The following is a 15887-nucleotide window of genomic DNA, read 5'->3' as shown; positions in this document are numbered from 1 at the left end:
CGAGCCATGTCTTCCAAGTACCGCACGCTCGTCGCCCTGTCGCATGCCGTGCCCGTGCCCGCCCTGTTCGCACTCGACGAAGAACTGCTGGCCGAACTGTGGACCAACCACGGCGCGATGCGCGAGGAGGCGCAGGAGGTGTTTGCCGGCATCCGGCTCACCGCCGGTGCCTTCCTGGACCGTGACCTCGGCCGGCTCGACGCGGTGGCCGCCCCGCAATGGGCACGCGATGCAGACGCGCGCCTGGCGGACCTGCTGGCCAGGGCCGGGTTGTCGGCTGCGCACGCGCTGGCGGTGCGCTCCTCCGGCGGCATCGAGGACGGCGCGGCGCACAGCTTCGCCGGCATCTTCGACTCCGTGCTGCAGGTAGAGGGCCTGGCGGCGCTGAAGACGGCAGTCTCCCAGGTGTGGCGTTCAGCCTTCTCGCGCCGCGCGGCCATCGAACGGCTGCGCTGCGGCCTGCTCGACGCGCCGCTGGAGATGACGGTGATCGTGCAGCTCATGGTTGCCGCGCGCTGGGCCGGCGTTGCCTTCAGCCGCGACCCGATCGACGGGCGGCCCGAAATGCTGATCGAGGCCGTGCAGGGCCTGGGCGATGCGCTGGTGTCCGGTGCCGCGGCCTCGCAGTCGGTGCGCTGGGGGGAGGCCGGACTGACCGGGGACGCTCCTTTGCGCGACCAGCAGGAGATGCTGGTGGAGCTCGGAGCGGTCGTGCGCACGGTGGAGAGCCAGCTGGGCACAGCGGTCGACGTCGAATGGGCCTTCGACGGTGAACAGGTGTGGGTGCTGCAGGGGCGCCCCATCACCTCGCTGCACGCGCCGGAGGAGGACACGGACCAGGCCGCATGGACCGACCTCTATCTCGCACCCGACGAGGACATCGCCGAGTTCCGGCCGCTGCCGGGTTTCGCGAACTACTTCCGCTCGAAGCGCCGGCCGCTCGCGCTGCTCGCGGATGCGCACGGCGTGGCTCCGGGCACGGCGCTGCTGGTGCGCGGCAATGCGGGCGGCTTCGCCGATGACTCGCGCATGCAGGCGCTGTGCGCGCGCTTCGGCGAGGAGAGTGTGGTGCTCGATTTCTCGGACGGCCTGCGCCAGCAGGTGCTGCCCACCGGCGAGCTGGCCGCCCGCCTGCGGCAGGTACTGGGTGCGAAGGCATCGACCTTCGTGATCCGCGACTACGTGCGCGGCGACTGGGGGCTGATCACCCAGCCTACCGGAGACGGCGGCGTGCTCTGCGAGTGCTCCACTGACGGCTTGCTGGCGATCAATCGCGGATCGGCGCTCACGCACACGTTCTTCATCGACGGCGACGCGCGGGTGAGCGGCTCGCAATCCGCCGCGGCCGTACCGTTCGGCGCGCGCGAGCGCGAACAGCTCCACCGCGCCACCCATGCGGCGGTGGAGCGCTTCGGGCCGGTGCAGCTGGAATGGGTCGCGAGCGGCGGCCGGCTGAGGCTGATCGATTTCTCGCCGATCAAGAGCCTGCACATCGCCCAGGGGAGCGAGGGAGCGGGCGAGGAGCCGGGACGGCGAACGATTTCTCCCGGCTTCGCGCATGGCGCGGTGCTGGTGGTCCCGGCCGACCGGCAATTGGAGGACATCAGCATCGCCGCGACCGTGTCGATCAGCCACATGCCGAGCCCGGAAAGCCTCGGCCCCGCCATCGCCCGCCTGGCCGAACGCGCACGCGCGGGCGGTGGCTCGATGATCGTGGTGGCGCCGCGACCCTATGCCGCGCTCGCGGCGCTCATTCCCTACGTCTCGGGCTTCGTGTTCGAGCAGGCCTCGATGCTTTGCCATCTCGCGATCCTGCTGCGCGAGAGCCAGATCCCGGCCGTGGCTTCGCGCGAGCTCCACGCACGGGGGCTCGAGGGCGCAAGCCTGACGATCGAGGCACGCGCGACGAGCGCGGCACACACGGCACACGCCGCCTGCGGCAGCCGGGAGACGGCGTGAACGAAACCGTCTATTTCCTGGTGCGTGCCAACGCCGCGCCGCGGCGTCCGGTAGCCCTCCTCGCGTGCACCGGCACCGGCCTGCGCAGGGGTGCCAACAGCTTCTACGTGCGAGGCGGCGACCTGCGGCTGCAGTCCGTCTGGCTGCCCGACGCAAGCCGCCACGCCGCGCCGCCGGACGCGCCGGACTTCGAATACCGCAGCTTCAGCGCGACGCAGCGCGCGGCCAGCCGCCGCTTCTGCGCCTGGCTGTGCGAGCGCCACCCCGAACTCGCGCCCGCGCTCGACGCCGGTGCGGGACTCGCACCGCGCCTCGCGCCGTCCATCGCCGCCATCCGCGAAGGCGATTCGCTCGCCTTCCATCATTTCGTCCAGCAAGGCGAGCTCGGCAGTCTCTTCCTGCGCTACCGCGACGAGGCGGCGCCCGATGCGCCGTTGGCCTGGCGCCACTTCGAGGACCTGGTCGCGAGCCATGCCCCGGTGCTCGCCGCCCTGCGCCCCGCGTTCGGCGACGAATGCTGGTACACCAAGTGGCGGCCCGACCTGGAGATGGAGCGCAAGTTCACGTTCCGGGACATTCCCGACACCTGGCGGCTGCTGATGGCATTCCACGACGCCATCGCCGAGGGCGCGCTGCCCGATTTCGTGCCCGAGATCGACCGCGAGATCCAGGTCTGGGACTACGAGCAGCACATCTTCGAGGTGCTCGGCGCGAATGCGGAGAGCGGTTATGTCGCCTACATCCCGCAGGCGGACGGGCGCATGACGGTCAAGCGCAAGTGGTTCATCGAGAACAGCGAGGTACGCCGCGAATCCCTTTGGGGCAACCTGGCGCTGGGCATGGACGACATCGAGGCACACCTGCGAACGCTGACGTCCGAGGCCACGCGGCGGCTGCCTTCGTACCGGCGCAAGCGCTTCGACGCGCAGTTCGAATCGCTGGCCACCGGCAACATCTTCGGCATCTACATGGACGTGTGCCGCACGCTCGACGATGCGCATGTCTTCTCGCAATGCGAGGTCGAGTATTGCCGCACGCGCAGCTTCGGCGAACTGCGCGCGCTCGAGCAGGACTTCGACGCGATCTCGGGCTTCGTGGGCGCGTCGCTTGCGCGATGGGGGCAGGCGCACCAGCAGGACCTGTACTCCAAGCTCGACTTCGTGCGCGAGGTCGCGGACGCCGGCCGGGATCGACCGGCCGAGCGGAGGGCCGCATGAACCGCACATCGATGATCGTGTTCGGCAGCTGGCGGTTGCGCCACGCGGAGCCTTCCACCGAGGCGGCCCGCCGGCTGCGCGTGCAGCGCGTGCCTGCCCGATGGGGCGCGCGGGCGGCGCAGGCAGACTGCCGCGGCGCGCACGCGCTCGTCGCGCATTGCGTGGATGCGGCATGGCAGCCCGTTTCCGGCGGCGTCGCCGCGGTGCCGAGCCACAACGTCGACCCCGACTGGGTGCCCCTGGCCCGCGTGGAGCTCGACGGCGGGTTGATGCATATCAGGCACCTGGTCGATCGCGCGGACCGCCACGTGGCGCACTTCATCGCGCCGCCGGTGCCCGAGCAGCCTTTCGCGCCGTCGTCGCTCTACGAGCAGCTCTGGCGGTCCTTCCAGGCCAACCACCTGCAGACCAACAACTACGAGTGCCACTACGCCGTGCATGCGCAGCCGCAGGATCTGCATCTGATCCTCGACACGTCAGCGCCGCCAGACGTACTGGCGCTCGGCGACGCCTGGCTCGACGCGCTCGACGCCGACCAAGACTCCCCCTTCGTCGCGCAGATCGGCGACGAGCTGCAGCACAGCGACCACGACAACATCCTGTGCCGCGTCCTGCCTCATCTGGAAGGGCGCAGCGGATGGGCCAACGCCGCGCTCTTCAGCCGCAAGCGCCGGGGGACGGTGCTGGAGCCGCTGGCCGAGTTCAGCGCGGTGCTGCGGCGCGACGCCAATGCGCCGTGGACACACGAGCACCACCCCGACCAGATGCACGGCGCGGCCGTCGAGGTCGACCTGGCCCAGCACTTCGACCTGCCGCTGCGGCCGGTGGCACGCTGGCGCCACACGCGGGCGAGCTCGGGCTGCGAATCCCTCGAAACGGGCAATCTCTTCAGCGTGGCGTTCTCCTGTGCGCAGGCCGCGACGCCGATCCTCCTGTGCACGATCGGCTACCTGCGCACGCGCGGGCACGGCAACGCCGCGCTCGTCGCGCAGGATCAGGCCGCGCTGCACGACCAGCTTCTTCAATTTCTCGGGCGGCTGGGGCTCGACGCCCACCCCGCCGCCGAAGGCCTCGCCCACGTGTACGAACGCATTGCCGAAGGAAGCCCCCGCCCATGACGGACAGCCTGTTGACCAACACCGTGTTCAGCCTGCGCCTGCGTGCGCAGCAGAGCTCGAAACCGCTGGCCACGCGCCTGCGAACCTTCCTCGCGCCCTATCTCTGGGCCGGGGCGGGCGACGGCGAGCCGGACCTATGCGTCGACCTGCACGCGGCCGACGAATTCCTGCCCGAATGGCGTGTCCGCTGCATCACGCCGATGACGATCCGCGAGACCTATGCGGTGGGCTTCACGCTCAAGGTGCTGCGCGGCGCGCTCGACGACGACACCCAGCTCGCGTGGGACGCGCAAACGGGCGTGGGCTACCGCTACAGCGTCTCGCGTCGCGAGGTCGCGTTCTATGGGGACGAAGCGACCGCGTTCATCCACCTGATCGAGCTCGTGCGCTATTTCGGCCTGCTGGTCGAACAGGCCAAGGGGACGGCGATCCTGCACAGCTCGGCCGTGCTCGACGAGAAGACCGGTGGTGTCATCGCCATCGCGGGCATCAAGGGTGCGGGCAAGACCACCACCATGCTGGAACTCGTTCTCGGCCAGGGACTTCGCTATTTCTCGGGCGACAAGCTGCTGCTGGACGTGGTGGACGGCCGGCTGCGCGCACGCGGCTGGCCCGACTACCCGCACATCGGCCTGGGCTCGCTGCGGCAGCACCCGGCCTTGATCGAGCGGCTGGGCAGCCAGGCCGACGCTGCGCTGGACCCCGCGCGCGCAGATTCCGACAAGATCCTGCTCACGCCCGAGGCCTTCGCCGGTGCCGTCGGCCGCAGCCCGGTGGGCAGCGGCTGGCTTGAACGCATCGTGCTGCCCGAGGTCGCGGTGGACCGCGCGCTGAGCACCCGGGCGCTGCGCGGCGAGGACATCGACGACCTGCTGCGCGATCCGCGCATCTTCGAGTGGCCGCACACCTTCATCACGTCCACCTGGCACGGCATGCCGCCGGCCGACCGCGCGATGGAGCGGCGGGTGGCCGCACCCGTGGCCGCCGCGCTGGCCACGCTGCCCTGGATCAGCATGCCGGGCCGGGCAGCACTGGCGCACGCCTGAAGAACACGCGCGAAAGGAAGGACACACAGCCATGCCGAATCCCATCGCCACGCAATCGCCCGAACAGCGCCCGGGACTGTGCCTGTGCCTCGTGGCGCCCAGCGGCTCGGGCAAGAGCACGACCGCGGAGTTGATCCGCGAGTGGCTGCTCGCGCGCGGGCATTCGGTCGAGGTCGTGAAGCTGGCCGAGCCGCTGTACCGCATTCAGGCGATGTTCTATGCCGAAGCCGGCATCGCCCTCACGCCGGAGACACAGGACCAGAAGCTGCTGGAAAGCGTGGCGACGCACCTGCGGGCGATCCATGCGCGCGCGCTGGCCGATGGCTTCCTGCGGCGGCTGGCGACTTCGTGCGCCGACGTGGTGATCAATGACGACCTGCGCGACGACCGCGTCGACTGGCCCGCGCTGCGCGAGGCGGGTTTCGTGGTGGTCAAGGTGGCTGCGCGCGCGGAGGTTCGCGCTCAGCGGCTGGCCGTGCGCAACGATCTCAGCGTCGTGAAGGACAGTCCGCTCGACCTGCAGATGGCACGCATCGAGGCCGACTACGTTCTCACCAACAACGGCAGCCTTGCCGCGCTGCAGGCCCAGGTGGACGGCCTGTGCCGGCTGCTGCTCGCGAGCCGGCGTACCGATGCGACCGCCGAGGCTGCGGCATGAGCCTCGCGAAGGGGCTGCTGTGGCTGCTGGTGGACGGCCTGTCGCACACGCTGTGGCAGCAACTCGCGCCAATGCTGCCGCTGCGCGTGGATTGCGCGCTGCCGCTGGAACCGCTGGCGCCCAACTGCCAGACGCCGCCGTCGCTCTTCAGCATCTGGAGCGGGCTGGACGCCAGTGCGCACGGGCTCACGGGCTACGAGATCCCCGACGCCGGTGCGGCAGACCCGCTGGCCGTGGCCGACGCCTTCTCGCGCTGGCCGCGTGCCACGCAGATGGTATGGGACCGCTGGGCCGCGGCGGGTGGGCGCGTGCGCACCAGCGCCGTGCCTTTCGTGCAGCCGCAGCGGCTCGCGGGTGCGCTGCTGTCGCACACCGAGGTCTATGCACGCCTCGTGAGCCCGCCTGCGGTGCTGGCGCCGGGCGAGGTGCTGTCGGTGCCGGCACTGCAGCTGCATTGCCCGCTGTCGGTATCGAGCGACGACGCGGCCATCGTGGTTCACGGCGTGCCGACGGGCGGGGACCTGCGCGTGCCGTTCGGCGGCACCTGCCACGTCGCGCTGTCTCCGGCCCTGCCGGTGGCGCTTGCCGGCGACACCAACCGCGCGGTCGCGGTGCATGCCCAGCGCGTGGAGGGGCAGCCGCGGCTGTGCTTCCTGGGCTTCCAGCCCGTGTTCGTGCATGGCCGCGACGCCGCACTGCGCCGGCTGGCGTTGCGCCATCGCGCCTGCAGCGTGGGCAACCCGGCGAAGCTGCATGCGAGCGGCGCATTGGGGCGGCATGTTGACCAGGGCGGCGACGGTTCGGCCGAGCTGCTGCTGCTGGACCTTCTCGAGGTGATGCACCGCAGCTTTCTCGACGACATCCTCTGGAACCTGCGCGCGGGCGGCGCGGAGGTGGCGGTGGCCTACTACCCCGTGATCGACCTGCTGTCGCACCAGCTGCTGCGCCACCTGGACCCAGCCGCGGCTGCACCGCAACCTGCACTGGCCAGCGCGATCCGGGCGCGGATGGCGCGCTGGCTCTTCGAGTTGTTCGATGGATGTCAGGCGCTGCTTCCCCCAGGCTGGCGCTTCATCGCGCATTCGGACCACGGCATGCAGCCGCTGAGCCACGACCTGGCACCCAACCGATGCTTCGCCTCGCAGGGCTGGCTCGCGACGCAGGACGACGGACGGATCGATACGCAGCGCTCGATGATGTTCTACCACCCCGCGGAGAACGGCTGGCTAGCCCTGCACCCCCAACGCATGGCGGCGGCGGGCGTGACCACCCCGGCGCTCCTCGATGCGCTGAACGACGCCCTGCCACCCGGGCTCTCGGGCGCCTTCCGGTTGATCGAGGGCCCGGTGCTCGACCTGGGCGATGGATGGACCAGCCCCTGGTACCTGCAGCCGCCGACGGCCGCACGCCTGCTGAAGTCACCGCACCTGCCTTTTGCCGCGGCAAGCCGCAAGGGAGGCGACCACACCTGCTGGTCCGACGCGCCCTGGCTCAAGGGCGTGTTCCTGGAGCCGACCCTGCAGCCCGGTGCGCCGGCATGGCAGGCACCGCTGACCCTGATTCAGCTGGCCCCGGCGCTGATGGCCGGCCTGGCGCAGCCCGCGCCGGCCAGGGCGCTGTCAGAGGCGCATGCATGGCACTGAAGGCGCTGCTCATCGACATCGACGGCACGCTGCTTTTCCGGGGCGAAGCGATCACCGGGGCGAACCGGGTGCTGCAGGAAGCCGCGGACGCAGGGCTCGCGGTGCGGCTGCTGACCAACATCAGCGCCAGGCTGCCACAACACATTGCCGCGGAGCTGCGCGCGGGTGGCATCCACGCGGCCGAGGACGCCATTCAGACCGCAGGCTTGGCCTGCAGCGCCTACCTCCGCGGGCAGGCTGAGGCGTCCTGCCACCTGCTGGTGCCCGATGCGATGGTCGAGCTCTTCGAGGGCATCCGCCAGGACGCCAGCAAGCCCGACTTCGTCGTGATCGGCGATGTGGCCGAACGCTTCGACTATGCACTGCTCAACGGGGTCTTTCGCATGCTGCGCGAGGGCGCCCGTCTGGTGGTGCCGCATCGCAACCTTTACTGGTTCGACGGCGCGGGGCCTGCGCGGCTGGACGCGGGCGCGTTCATCGTGGGGCTGGAGGCCGCGGCGGGCCAGCAGGCCATCGTCACCGGCAAGCCCTCTCCGGTGTTCTTCCAGGCCGCGCTCGATGCGGTCGGCGTGACCGCAGCCGAGGCGCTGGTGGTGGGCGACGACCTGCTCACCGACATCGAAGGCGCGAAGGCCTCGGGCATCGCAAGCGTGCTGGTGCGCACCGGCAAGGGCGAGACACCGCGCGCACCGGGAACAGCCGTCCCCGGTGCGCAGCTGCAGAGCATCGCCGGCCTGATGCCCTACCTGCGCGACACGGGTCTTCTCGCACGCTGAACGAGCGGCCGGAAACACATCACAAGATTCACGAGGGGCAAATACCATGGAGTTCGATACGGCGCTGCGCACGACGGAGTTCGATGCGTTCTATACATTCAACCCCGCCCGTTTGATGCGCTCGACCCGAGCCTTTGTCGAAGGCTTTCCCGGTAGCGTGCTGTACGCTGTGAAGGCGAATCCGCTGCCGCAGGTGATTTCGACCGTGCGCACCGCCGGCGTCGCAGGCTTCGACGTGGCCTCGATCGGCGAAGCCCTCCTCGTGCAGGCCGAGGCGCCGGGTGCGCGAAGCTGGTTCATGAACCCCGCGAAGTCGCGCCGCGACATCGAGCGCGCCTGGCGTGAACTGGGCCTTCGGGACTTCGTGATCGACTGCGCCGCGGAGCTCGACAAGCTCATCGAGGTGTTGCCCACCGGAGAGTCCTCGCTGCGCGTCCACGTGCGTTTCCACTCTGGGGCCTCGGACGCGCTCTACGACCTGAACAGCAAGTTCGGCGCCTCACACGAGGAGACGCTGCGCCTGCTCCAGCGCGTCGCGGTGCAGACCGCATGGTCGTGCGGTCTGGCGTTCCACCCTGGCTCGCAGACGATCAGCATCGAGCCCTATCTCACGGCGATGCAGACGGCCGCCCGGCTGATCGAACAGGCCGACGCGCGCGTGGCGTCGCTCGACATCGGCGGCGGCTTTCCTGCGCGCTACGACAACATGCCGATGCCACCACCTTCGGCGCTGCTGCGGCAACTGGGCGAGTTCGTCGCTTCGTCCGCGACGCTCAAGCGGGTGGAACTGCTGTGCGAACCGGGGCGCGTGCTGGCCTACGACTGCATGTCGCTCTTCGCGCGTGTCATCCTGCGCAAGGATCAGGCGCTCTACTGCGGCGCCGGCATCTTCGGGGGGCTGCTGCCGGCGCAGCAGTTCTTCCAGTTGCCCGTGCGGGCGTGGCGCGGCGGCGAGGCCATCGATGCGACCGCCGGTGGCCAGCGCGAGTTCGTGGTGTTCGGGCCGACCTGCGACAGCAACGACCGACTCGCGTTCCCGTACGCGCTGCCCGACCACCTCCGAGAAGGCGACTGGATCGAGTTCCAGCATGTAGGAGCCTATTCGGAGAGCGTGCGCTGCGCATTCAACGGCTTCTCGGTCGACCATCTGGTGACGCTCGACGATCACGAAGCGGGTTGAACCATCATGTCCGCCGTCAGGCTGAACATCGAGGCCGCTGTTCTCCGGAGCCTGGCCAACCTGCTCGAGGAACAGAACATCGCCAGCGAGGCGGAACCGGAGGCACCCCGGGTTCACATCGCCGCCACGCCGCACGACCTGGTGCAGGCGGCCGAGGTGATGGCGCAGGCGTTCGTGCGCAACCGCGACAAGGCTTGGATCGCGTGGCTGCGACCAGCCGACGTCAAGCGCGTCGGGTCGGGCGACTACGCCGATGCCGAGCGCAAGATCGCGCGCGTCATCCATTACCTGTTGCAGGCGGCGTTGCGCGTGGGCGGCGTAGTGGTTCTGGAGACTGCATGCGACGAGCGCCAAGGCGGCCGCACGGTCCGCGGTGCGGCGCTCAGGACCTTGCCGAGCGCTGCCTCCGCCGGGCGAGGGCTCTTCCATGACCTGACGGTGGGTGCACCCGCCGCCTTGCGCGCCTACGGCCTGCGCCGGACCCTGGCGGCCCAGAGCGCCTCCGCCGCCTTGCAGCGCGCAACCCATGCCATGCGAGTGCGCGAGGGTATCCCCGTGCGATGCGTCTACGGCGGGATGGTCTGTGTGCGGCCGGACCATGAGCAAAAGCGCGTGGCCTCGCGGATGTCGCGTCCCTTCCAGCGGCTGGCCGATATCCACGGACTGTTCTACCTGCTGCAGAGCAGCAACCCGGATCGCAACGACGCCCGTGTCTTCAAGGGCTTTGGCTTCAGGCACACGGGCGAATTTCTGTATGGTGCCTCCAAGCTCAACAGTGTCGGTCCCTACGCGGTCAAGCTGATGGTCAGGAGTCCGGCACCTGCGTAGACTGGTAAGAGGGAGGGCGCGTAGTCGCGCGACTCCTGGATGACCTGATCGCCGCCTTCCCGGTGATCACGTTGGGACAAATCATTTCCTGTCGTGACAGTGGCGAGATTCGCCAATTGCTGACTCATCGAAATTCATCGTGCTCAGAAGCGAAACATATCGCTTTTCATCGTTGATATGGTTTCCTACAGTGCCCTGGTTCCCAACCCTCACCAGGATCCACGATGACATCCAACACCACTCGAATCCCCTTTCACCTGGCCTTCCCGGTCCGCGACATCGCGGAGGCACGCGCGTTCTACGGCGAACTGCTCGGCTGCCCCGAGGGCCGCAGCGCTCCCGAGTGGGTCGACTTCGATTTCTATGGCCACCAGATCGTGGCACATCTCGCACCCGACGAGTGCGGCCACCGCAGCAGCAGCGCGGTGGACGGCCATGACGTGCCGGTGCGCCACTTCGGCGCCATCGTGCCGATGGCGCAGTGGCAGGCGATGGCCGACAAGCTGATCGCGCGCGGTACCAAGTTCGTCATCGAACCCTACATCCGCTTCAAGGGAGAAGTGGGCGAACAGGCCACGATGTTCTTCCTCGATCCGTCGGGCAATGCGATCGAGATGAAGTCCTTCGCGGATCTCGGGTCGCTGTTCGCCAAGTGAGCCTGACGGGCCGCTCGAAGCCTGCGAGGTACGCCAACGATTGGCGGCTTCGGACCTGAGCGAAAGATCGCCCACCCTGTGTGCCTGCGGCCTATCGGCTGGCAAGGAACGGGCCGGTTCCACGCTCAGCGCGCGCCGGACGCCTTTTTCCTGCCTGCCTGAGTTCTCTGCGCTCCCTGCGATGCCTCGAGCAGGCACTCCGCGAACTGCGCCACGATGGGCGGTGTCAACCGGGGCTTGCGGCGCAGCAAGCCGATCTCGCGGTAGAAGGTGAACTCCCCGAGTGATACGGCGCGCACGCCCGGCGGCAGCGGCACATGCGCCTCCACCAACGGAACAAGGGCCACGCCAAGTCCTTTCGACGCCAGGTGGATCAGCCCCGCGATCTCGTCGATCTCGACTGCGTCGTTGACAGACAGGCCTTCAAGCCGGAGAAAGCCCTCCACCATCCGTCCGCCGAATGACCCGCGGTCGTAGCGCAGGAAGGGTTGCGTCTGGATGAGCGTGCGCCAGTCCTTGCCGCGGACCGAGTTAGGAACGACTAGCACGAAGGGCTCCTGAACGAGCGGCTGCCATGTCAGGTCAGGCAGCATGCCGAACGGCGGCCGGATGATCAGTGCCGCATCGATCTTGCCCGTGTCGAGGTCGTCCATCAGGTGCATCGACACGCCGGGTGCCACGTGCACGCGAACCCTGGGATGGATCTGGCGCAGCCGCTCGAGCGCACGCGCCAGGAGGGTCGGCTGCGCCGAAGCGATGGCGCCTATGCGCAGCAGGCCGTTCAACGAGGCGTCGTCCGGCGCGTCGCCGAGCTTCTCGTACAGCGCGCAGATCTCCTTCGCGCGCTCCAGCGTTCCTTGGCCGCGCTCGTTGAGCGTGGCGGAACGACCGGTCCTGTCGAAGAGCTCGAAACCCAGTGACTCCTCGAGCCGCCTGATCTGGCTGCTGACGGCCGATTGCGTGAGGCCGATTCTTTCGCCCGCTGCCGCGAACGTACCGTGCTTGCAGACGGCAATGAAGGTCTTGAGTTCGCTGATCAATGGTCTTCCACGTCGAGGATCGAAGTTGGCTCGATTGTCCGTCCACTACTCGCATGACAGGCTCCGGCATCCCGCCGGCCGAGCCGACGGCGCCAATGAACGGCACGGGGGTTGCCTCAGCCTGGTCAGTTGGGCTCCGTGCGCCGCCTGTGCTGCCGTACCTCCGGTTCGCGCGGGCGACCCCCTTGAGGCGCGCGCCTGCGGGCTCTTAACCGAGGGCAGGCGCACGTAGGCCGACCAGGGAAAAGGAAATGCCTGGGCGATCGCCAGCAGTTCGGGCGATGTCTCAGACATCGTCTGAGTTTCCGGGCGGAAGCCGATTCTCCAGGCGGTGTCTGGGGAATCCGGCGCGTGCGCGCCGGGGGCGTCACTCCATGAAGGCCGCGAGCTCGTCGGGCGTTCCCTGAGGAAAGGCTTCCCGCAGGAATTCGAGGAAAGCCGAGACACGGCTGCTGAGCAGCCTGCGCGAGGGATAGAGGGCCCACAGTGCGATCTCGGGGCCCTCGACGTCACCCCAGTGCACGAGCCGCCCTGCCGCCAGATCGTGTGTGACCAGCGATGCCGGCAGGCACGCGACGCCGATGCCCGCGCGCGCGGCATCGCGGATCATGAACAGCGACGAGAGCTGCAGCACCGGCTCGACCGCCAGGGTGCGCGTGCGGCCGCGCGCCGACAGCTCCCATGCAGCGGCGTGGGCCGGTACGTCGCCCGGCCGTACGACGGCCGGCGCGGTCTTGCCCGCCGCGGGCTTCTTCAGGGCAGGGCTTGCCACGGCCACCAGACGGTCCCTGAGGAAGATGCGCCCCACGAGGCGTTCGTCCGGCGCCGGATTGACGCGGATCACGAGGTCGTAGCCCTCCTCCACCATGTCCACTTCGCGGTCTTCCGTGGTGACCTCGAGGCGGACCTCGCGATGCTTCATCGCGAAGCGTGCCGCCAGCGTGCCCATCGCGGCCTGCGAAAAAAGCAGCGGCGCGCTCACCCGCAACCTTCCGCGCGGTGCGCCGCCGCCCGAAGCAATCGCCGCTGCGGCTTCGTCCAGTTCGGTCAACAGGACCGCCGTGCGTTCGAAGAGTGCACGGCCCTCCTCGGTGAGCTTGAGTGCGCGCGGCCCGCGCTCGAACAGACGCAGGGCCAGGCCGCTCTCAAGGTCGGCCACGCGGCGCGAGAGCGTCGCCTTGGGGCGCCCGGACTCGCGCGAGGCGCGGCCGAAGCCGCCATGTCGGGCCACGAGGTTGAAGTCGGCAAGGGCAAGGAGGTCCATGTGTTCCACCAGAGAGACAAAAAGTCCAAATATATCGGCTATCGGCCATAAATTGGAACGAGCACGATGGAGCCTTCTTCAACCCGCAGGAGTATTTCCATGACCATCCTCGTAACCGGCGCAACCGGAAAAGTCGGCCGCCAAGTCGTTCAAAACCTCGTCCAGCACGGCGCCAGCGTGCGTGCCGTCGTGCGCGATCCAGTCAAGGCAAGCCTGCCGGCTTCCGTCGAGATCGTCCGGGGCGACCTGCTCGATGTGGAGGCGCTGCGCGGCGCCTTCGACGGCGTATCCACGCTGTTCCTGCTCAACGCGGTCGTCCCCGACGAGTTCACGCAGGCCCTCGTGGTCCTCAACGCGGCGCGCGACGCGGGCGTTCGCCGTGTCGTGTACCTGTCGGTCATCCACAGCGACAGATACGTGAACGTGCCGCACTTCGCGGGCAAGTTCGGCGTCGAACGGATGCTCGAAGCCATGGGCTTCGAGGCCACGATCCTGCGCCCGGCCTATTTCATGGACAACGATCTCACGGTCAAGGACGTGGTGAGCGGCTACGGCGTCTATCCGATGCCGATCGGCGCCAAGGGCCTCGCGATGATCGATACGGCCGACATCGGCGAGATCGCCGCGATCGAACTGCTGCGCCGCGACCGTGCGGGCGAGCCGCAGCCGCTGGAGCGGATCAACCTCGTGGGGCCAGACACGCTCACCGGCGACGCGGTCGCGGCCATCTGGTCCGAGGTGCTGGGCCGCCAAGTCGCGTACGGTGGCGACGACACGGCGGGCTTCGAAAAGAACCTGCTGAACTTCATGCCGCCGTGGATGGCGTACGACATGCGGCTGATGAGCGAACGCTTCCTGAGCGACGGGATGGTGCCCGAGGCCGGCGATGCCCAGCGTCTCACCGCCTTGCTGGGTCGTCCGCTGCGCTCCTACCGCGATTTCGCCGCAAACATCGCCGCCGCAGCCTGAGCGGCATCCATCGATCGAATCCCACTCACTGAAAGACCATCATGATCTATTCGACAGCAACCGTTCCGGTGAACCCCGAAGGCGAACTGGCGCTGAGCCGCGAGCAGGCCTGGGCCGGCCTCGTCCTCAAGGCGCGCGACGCCCGGCTCTTTCTTCCTCCGAGCCTGTACACCCAATGCGAAGTGGTGCAGGAGAGCGCGACCCACATCGTTCGCGAAGCCACCATCGGCGGCGCGGATCTGCGCGAGATCATCGCGTTCGAGCCGCAAAGCAAGGTGACCTTCTTCCAGGCCGCCGGTCCGCGTGAAGGCGCCATCGTCAACGAACTGTTCGAAGACGCCTCAGGGGCCCTGCAGCTTCGCTTCTACGGCTACCTCGGCCTGCGCGGCAAGACGCCGGGAGGCCCTGAGGAGCAGGCAGAGCAGACGTGGATGGACGGTGAAGGGGGCTATCGGAGCGCGCTGCTGTCGACGCTGAAGCGAACCCGCGAACTGCTCGTGCAGGGCAGGCTCGCAGTACCCGGCCTGTGAGTCTTCGCCATCCGGGCCGTCGCGTGCAGGGGCCGTCACCAGAGCACCGTGGAGGGGTTCGAAGTCCGCTCCGATTCTTGGCTTCACCCCGATTATTTAAGGGCCGGGCATGACGAGCGCCCTCCCCCGAAGAGTGGGCTGACCGGCTCGGTCCAGTCTAGACAAAATCGATTGTCACGAAATCGTGGCGACGTGGACGCTCTCATCGTCGCGGCGCAGCACTCCGCGCAGTTCGAAATCGCGCATGGTCTTGTTGACCACCTCGCGCGAAAGACCCGAATACGAGGCGATCACCGACTGCGTGATCCGCCGGTCATAGCCCCCTTCGCCAGCGGGCGCGAGTCGCGTCAGTTGCTGCAGCACACGCAGCACCGAGTCTTCCGCCGGAAGCACCGAGATGCGATGGAACTGACCGCGCAAGTTGCTCATGCGCTTCATCGCGAGCCCCAGCAGGCCAAGTGCGACTTCCGGATGCCTGGTGCAGAGGCTGCGCATCTCCACGATCGGAACCAGATACACAGACGAAGGCAGTGCAGCAATCAAAGTCTTCTTCGGGCAGTAGCTGTCTTCGTGCATCGACAGATGGAAGAAGAAGTCGTTGGGACCGATGAATTCCGTGGTCATCTCCGTGTGGTCGCGTTGATTCAACGCGACCACACGTAGCAGGCCGCTCGCGACGCAATAGATCTGGTCGGTTGAATCGCCGGCCGCCAACACGACATCGTTGCGCTTGTAGGAATTCAGACGACTGCATTCGCCGAGCTTCGTGCGCTCCGCCAGCGGCAGGGTCGCCATCAGGGGATGTAAATACATCTTCGTATATTGAGGCTCGCTCCGCTGTAGAGGAACACACAAACATGGGAGGATTTGGATCCGTTCAGGCGAACTCCGGAATCATGAGCATCTCCTGTGCAGCACAACGCTGCGACGCACTGTGTTTCGCGTCGCCTTGTTGACCCGCTTGTAGATGTGCTCTTGCCTGCACTGGCCAGCTCCGAATCTC

15 protein-coding genes are annotated in these 15887 nt (G+C 68.2%); 12 read left to right on the top strand and 3 right to left on the bottom strand.

From position 1 onward, the window contains the following. Positions 1-6 precede the first annotated feature (6 nt). The 10 genes from FHT32_RS33370 to FHT32_RS33325 all read left to right on the top strand — a co-directional run bounded on the left by FHT32_RS33370 (position 7) and on the right by FHT32_RS33325 (position 11081). Positions 7-1959, top strand: a complete 1953-nt coding sequence (locus FHT32_RS33370; RefSeq protein WP_176668823.1) for a PEP/pyruvate-binding domain-containing protein — start codon at positions 7-9, stop codon at positions 1957-1959. Next, a complete protein-coding gene (locus FHT32_RS33365; RefSeq protein ID WP_176668822.1) occupies positions 1956-3176 on the top strand; it encodes a hypothetical protein in 1221 nt (406 codons plus the stop codon). The genes FHT32_RS33370 and FHT32_RS33365 overlap by 4 nt, the downstream gene beginning before the upstream one ends. Further along, positions 3173-4294 (top strand): hypothetical protein, encoded by a 1122-nt coding sequence (locus FHT32_RS33360; protein WP_176668821.1) that lies wholly within the window; start codon positions 3173-3175, stop codon positions 4292-4294. Before FHT32_RS33365 ends, FHT32_RS33360 begins: the two co-directional genes overlap by 4 nt. Then, positions 4291-5340, top strand: coding sequence for a hypothetical protein (locus FHT32_RS33355; protein WP_176668820.1), 1050 nt, complete (start codon positions 4291-4293; stop codon positions 5338-5340). Before FHT32_RS33360 ends, FHT32_RS33355 begins: the two co-directional genes overlap by 4 nt. 31 nt (positions 5341-5371) lie before the next feature. Further along, positions 5372-5998 (top strand): hypothetical protein, encoded by a 627-nt coding sequence (locus tag FHT32_RS33350; RefSeq protein ID WP_218088536.1) that lies wholly within the window; start codon positions 5372-5374, stop codon positions 5996-5998. After that, positions 5995-7641, top strand: a complete 1647-nt coding sequence (locus FHT32_RS33345; protein ID WP_176668819.1) for a hypothetical protein — start codon at positions 5995-5997, stop codon at positions 7639-7641. The genes FHT32_RS33350 and FHT32_RS33345 overlap by 4 nt, the downstream gene beginning before the upstream one ends. Continuing rightward, a complete protein-coding gene (locus FHT32_RS33340; protein WP_176668818.1) occupies positions 7632-8417 on the top strand; it encodes an HAD-IIA family hydrolase in 786 nt (261 codons plus the stop codon). The genes FHT32_RS33345 and FHT32_RS33340 overlap by 10 nt, the downstream gene beginning before the upstream one ends. Before the next feature lie 46 nt (positions 8418-8463). After that, positions 8464-9597: an alanine racemase gene (locus FHT32_RS33335; RefSeq protein WP_176668817.1), complete on the top strand. Its 1134-nt coding sequence runs from the start codon at positions 8464-8466 to the stop codon at positions 9595-9597. A gap of 6 nt (positions 9598-9603) precedes the next feature. Continuing rightward, complete coding sequence (locus tag FHT32_RS33330; RefSeq protein ID WP_176668816.1) at positions 9604-10425, top strand: hypothetical protein; 822 nt, start codon at positions 9604-9606, stop codon at positions 10423-10425. A 224-nt stretch (positions 10426-10649) separates the two neighbouring features. Continuing rightward, a complete protein-coding gene (locus tag FHT32_RS33325) occupies positions 10650-11081 on the top strand; it encodes a VOC family protein (RefSeq protein ID WP_176668815.1) in 432 nt (143 codons plus the stop codon). 125 nt (positions 11082-11206) lie between these two features. Here the strand turns inward: FHT32_RS33325 and FHT32_RS33320 are convergent, their stop codons facing one another. Together FHT32_RS33320 and FHT32_RS33315 are read right to left on the bottom strand one after the other, a co-directional pair. After that, positions 11207-12121 carry a LysR substrate-binding domain-containing protein gene (locus tag FHT32_RS33320; protein WP_176668814.1) on the bottom strand — a complete coding sequence of 305 codons (915 nt, stop codon included), beginning with the start codon at positions 12119-12121 and terminating at the stop codon, positions 11207-11209. Positions 12122-12488: 367 nt separating this feature from the next. Further along, positions 12489-13385 (bottom strand): LysR family transcriptional regulator, encoded by an 897-nt coding sequence (locus FHT32_RS33315; RefSeq protein ID WP_176668813.1) that lies wholly within the window; start codon positions 13383-13385, stop codon positions 12489-12491. Positions 13386-13484: 99 nt separating this feature from the next. Here FHT32_RS33315 and FHT32_RS33310 point away from each other — a divergent pair, with 99 nt between their 5' ends. Together FHT32_RS33310 and FHT32_RS33305 are read left to right on the top strand one after the other, a co-directional pair. Next, positions 13485-14354: an SDR family oxidoreductase gene (locus tag FHT32_RS33310; RefSeq protein WP_176668812.1), complete on the top strand. Its 870-nt coding sequence runs from the start codon at positions 13485-13487 to the stop codon at positions 14352-14354. Between the two features lie 41 nt (positions 14355-14395). Further along, positions 14396-14884, top strand: a complete 489-nt coding sequence (locus FHT32_RS33305; protein WP_176668811.1) for an AtaL-like protein — start codon at positions 14396-14398, stop codon at positions 14882-14884. A gap of 174 nt (positions 14885-15058) precedes the next feature. Here the strand turns inward: FHT32_RS33305 and FHT32_RS33300 are convergent, their stop codons facing one another. Then, a complete protein-coding gene (locus tag FHT32_RS33300) occupies positions 15059-15679 on the bottom strand; it encodes a Crp/Fnr family transcriptional regulator (RefSeq protein WP_256099265.1) in 621 nt (206 codons plus the stop codon). Between the last annotated feature and the right edge of the window lie 208 nt (positions 15680-15887).

Source organism: Variovorax sp. SG517, assembly GCF_013376045.1.
Taxonomy (GTDB): domain Bacteria; phylum Pseudomonadota; class Gammaproteobacteria; order Burkholderiales; family Burkholderiaceae_C; genus Variovorax.
The sequence above is the reverse complement of the archived record's forward strand: the minus strand, read 5'-3'. Positions and strand labels throughout refer to the sequence as shown.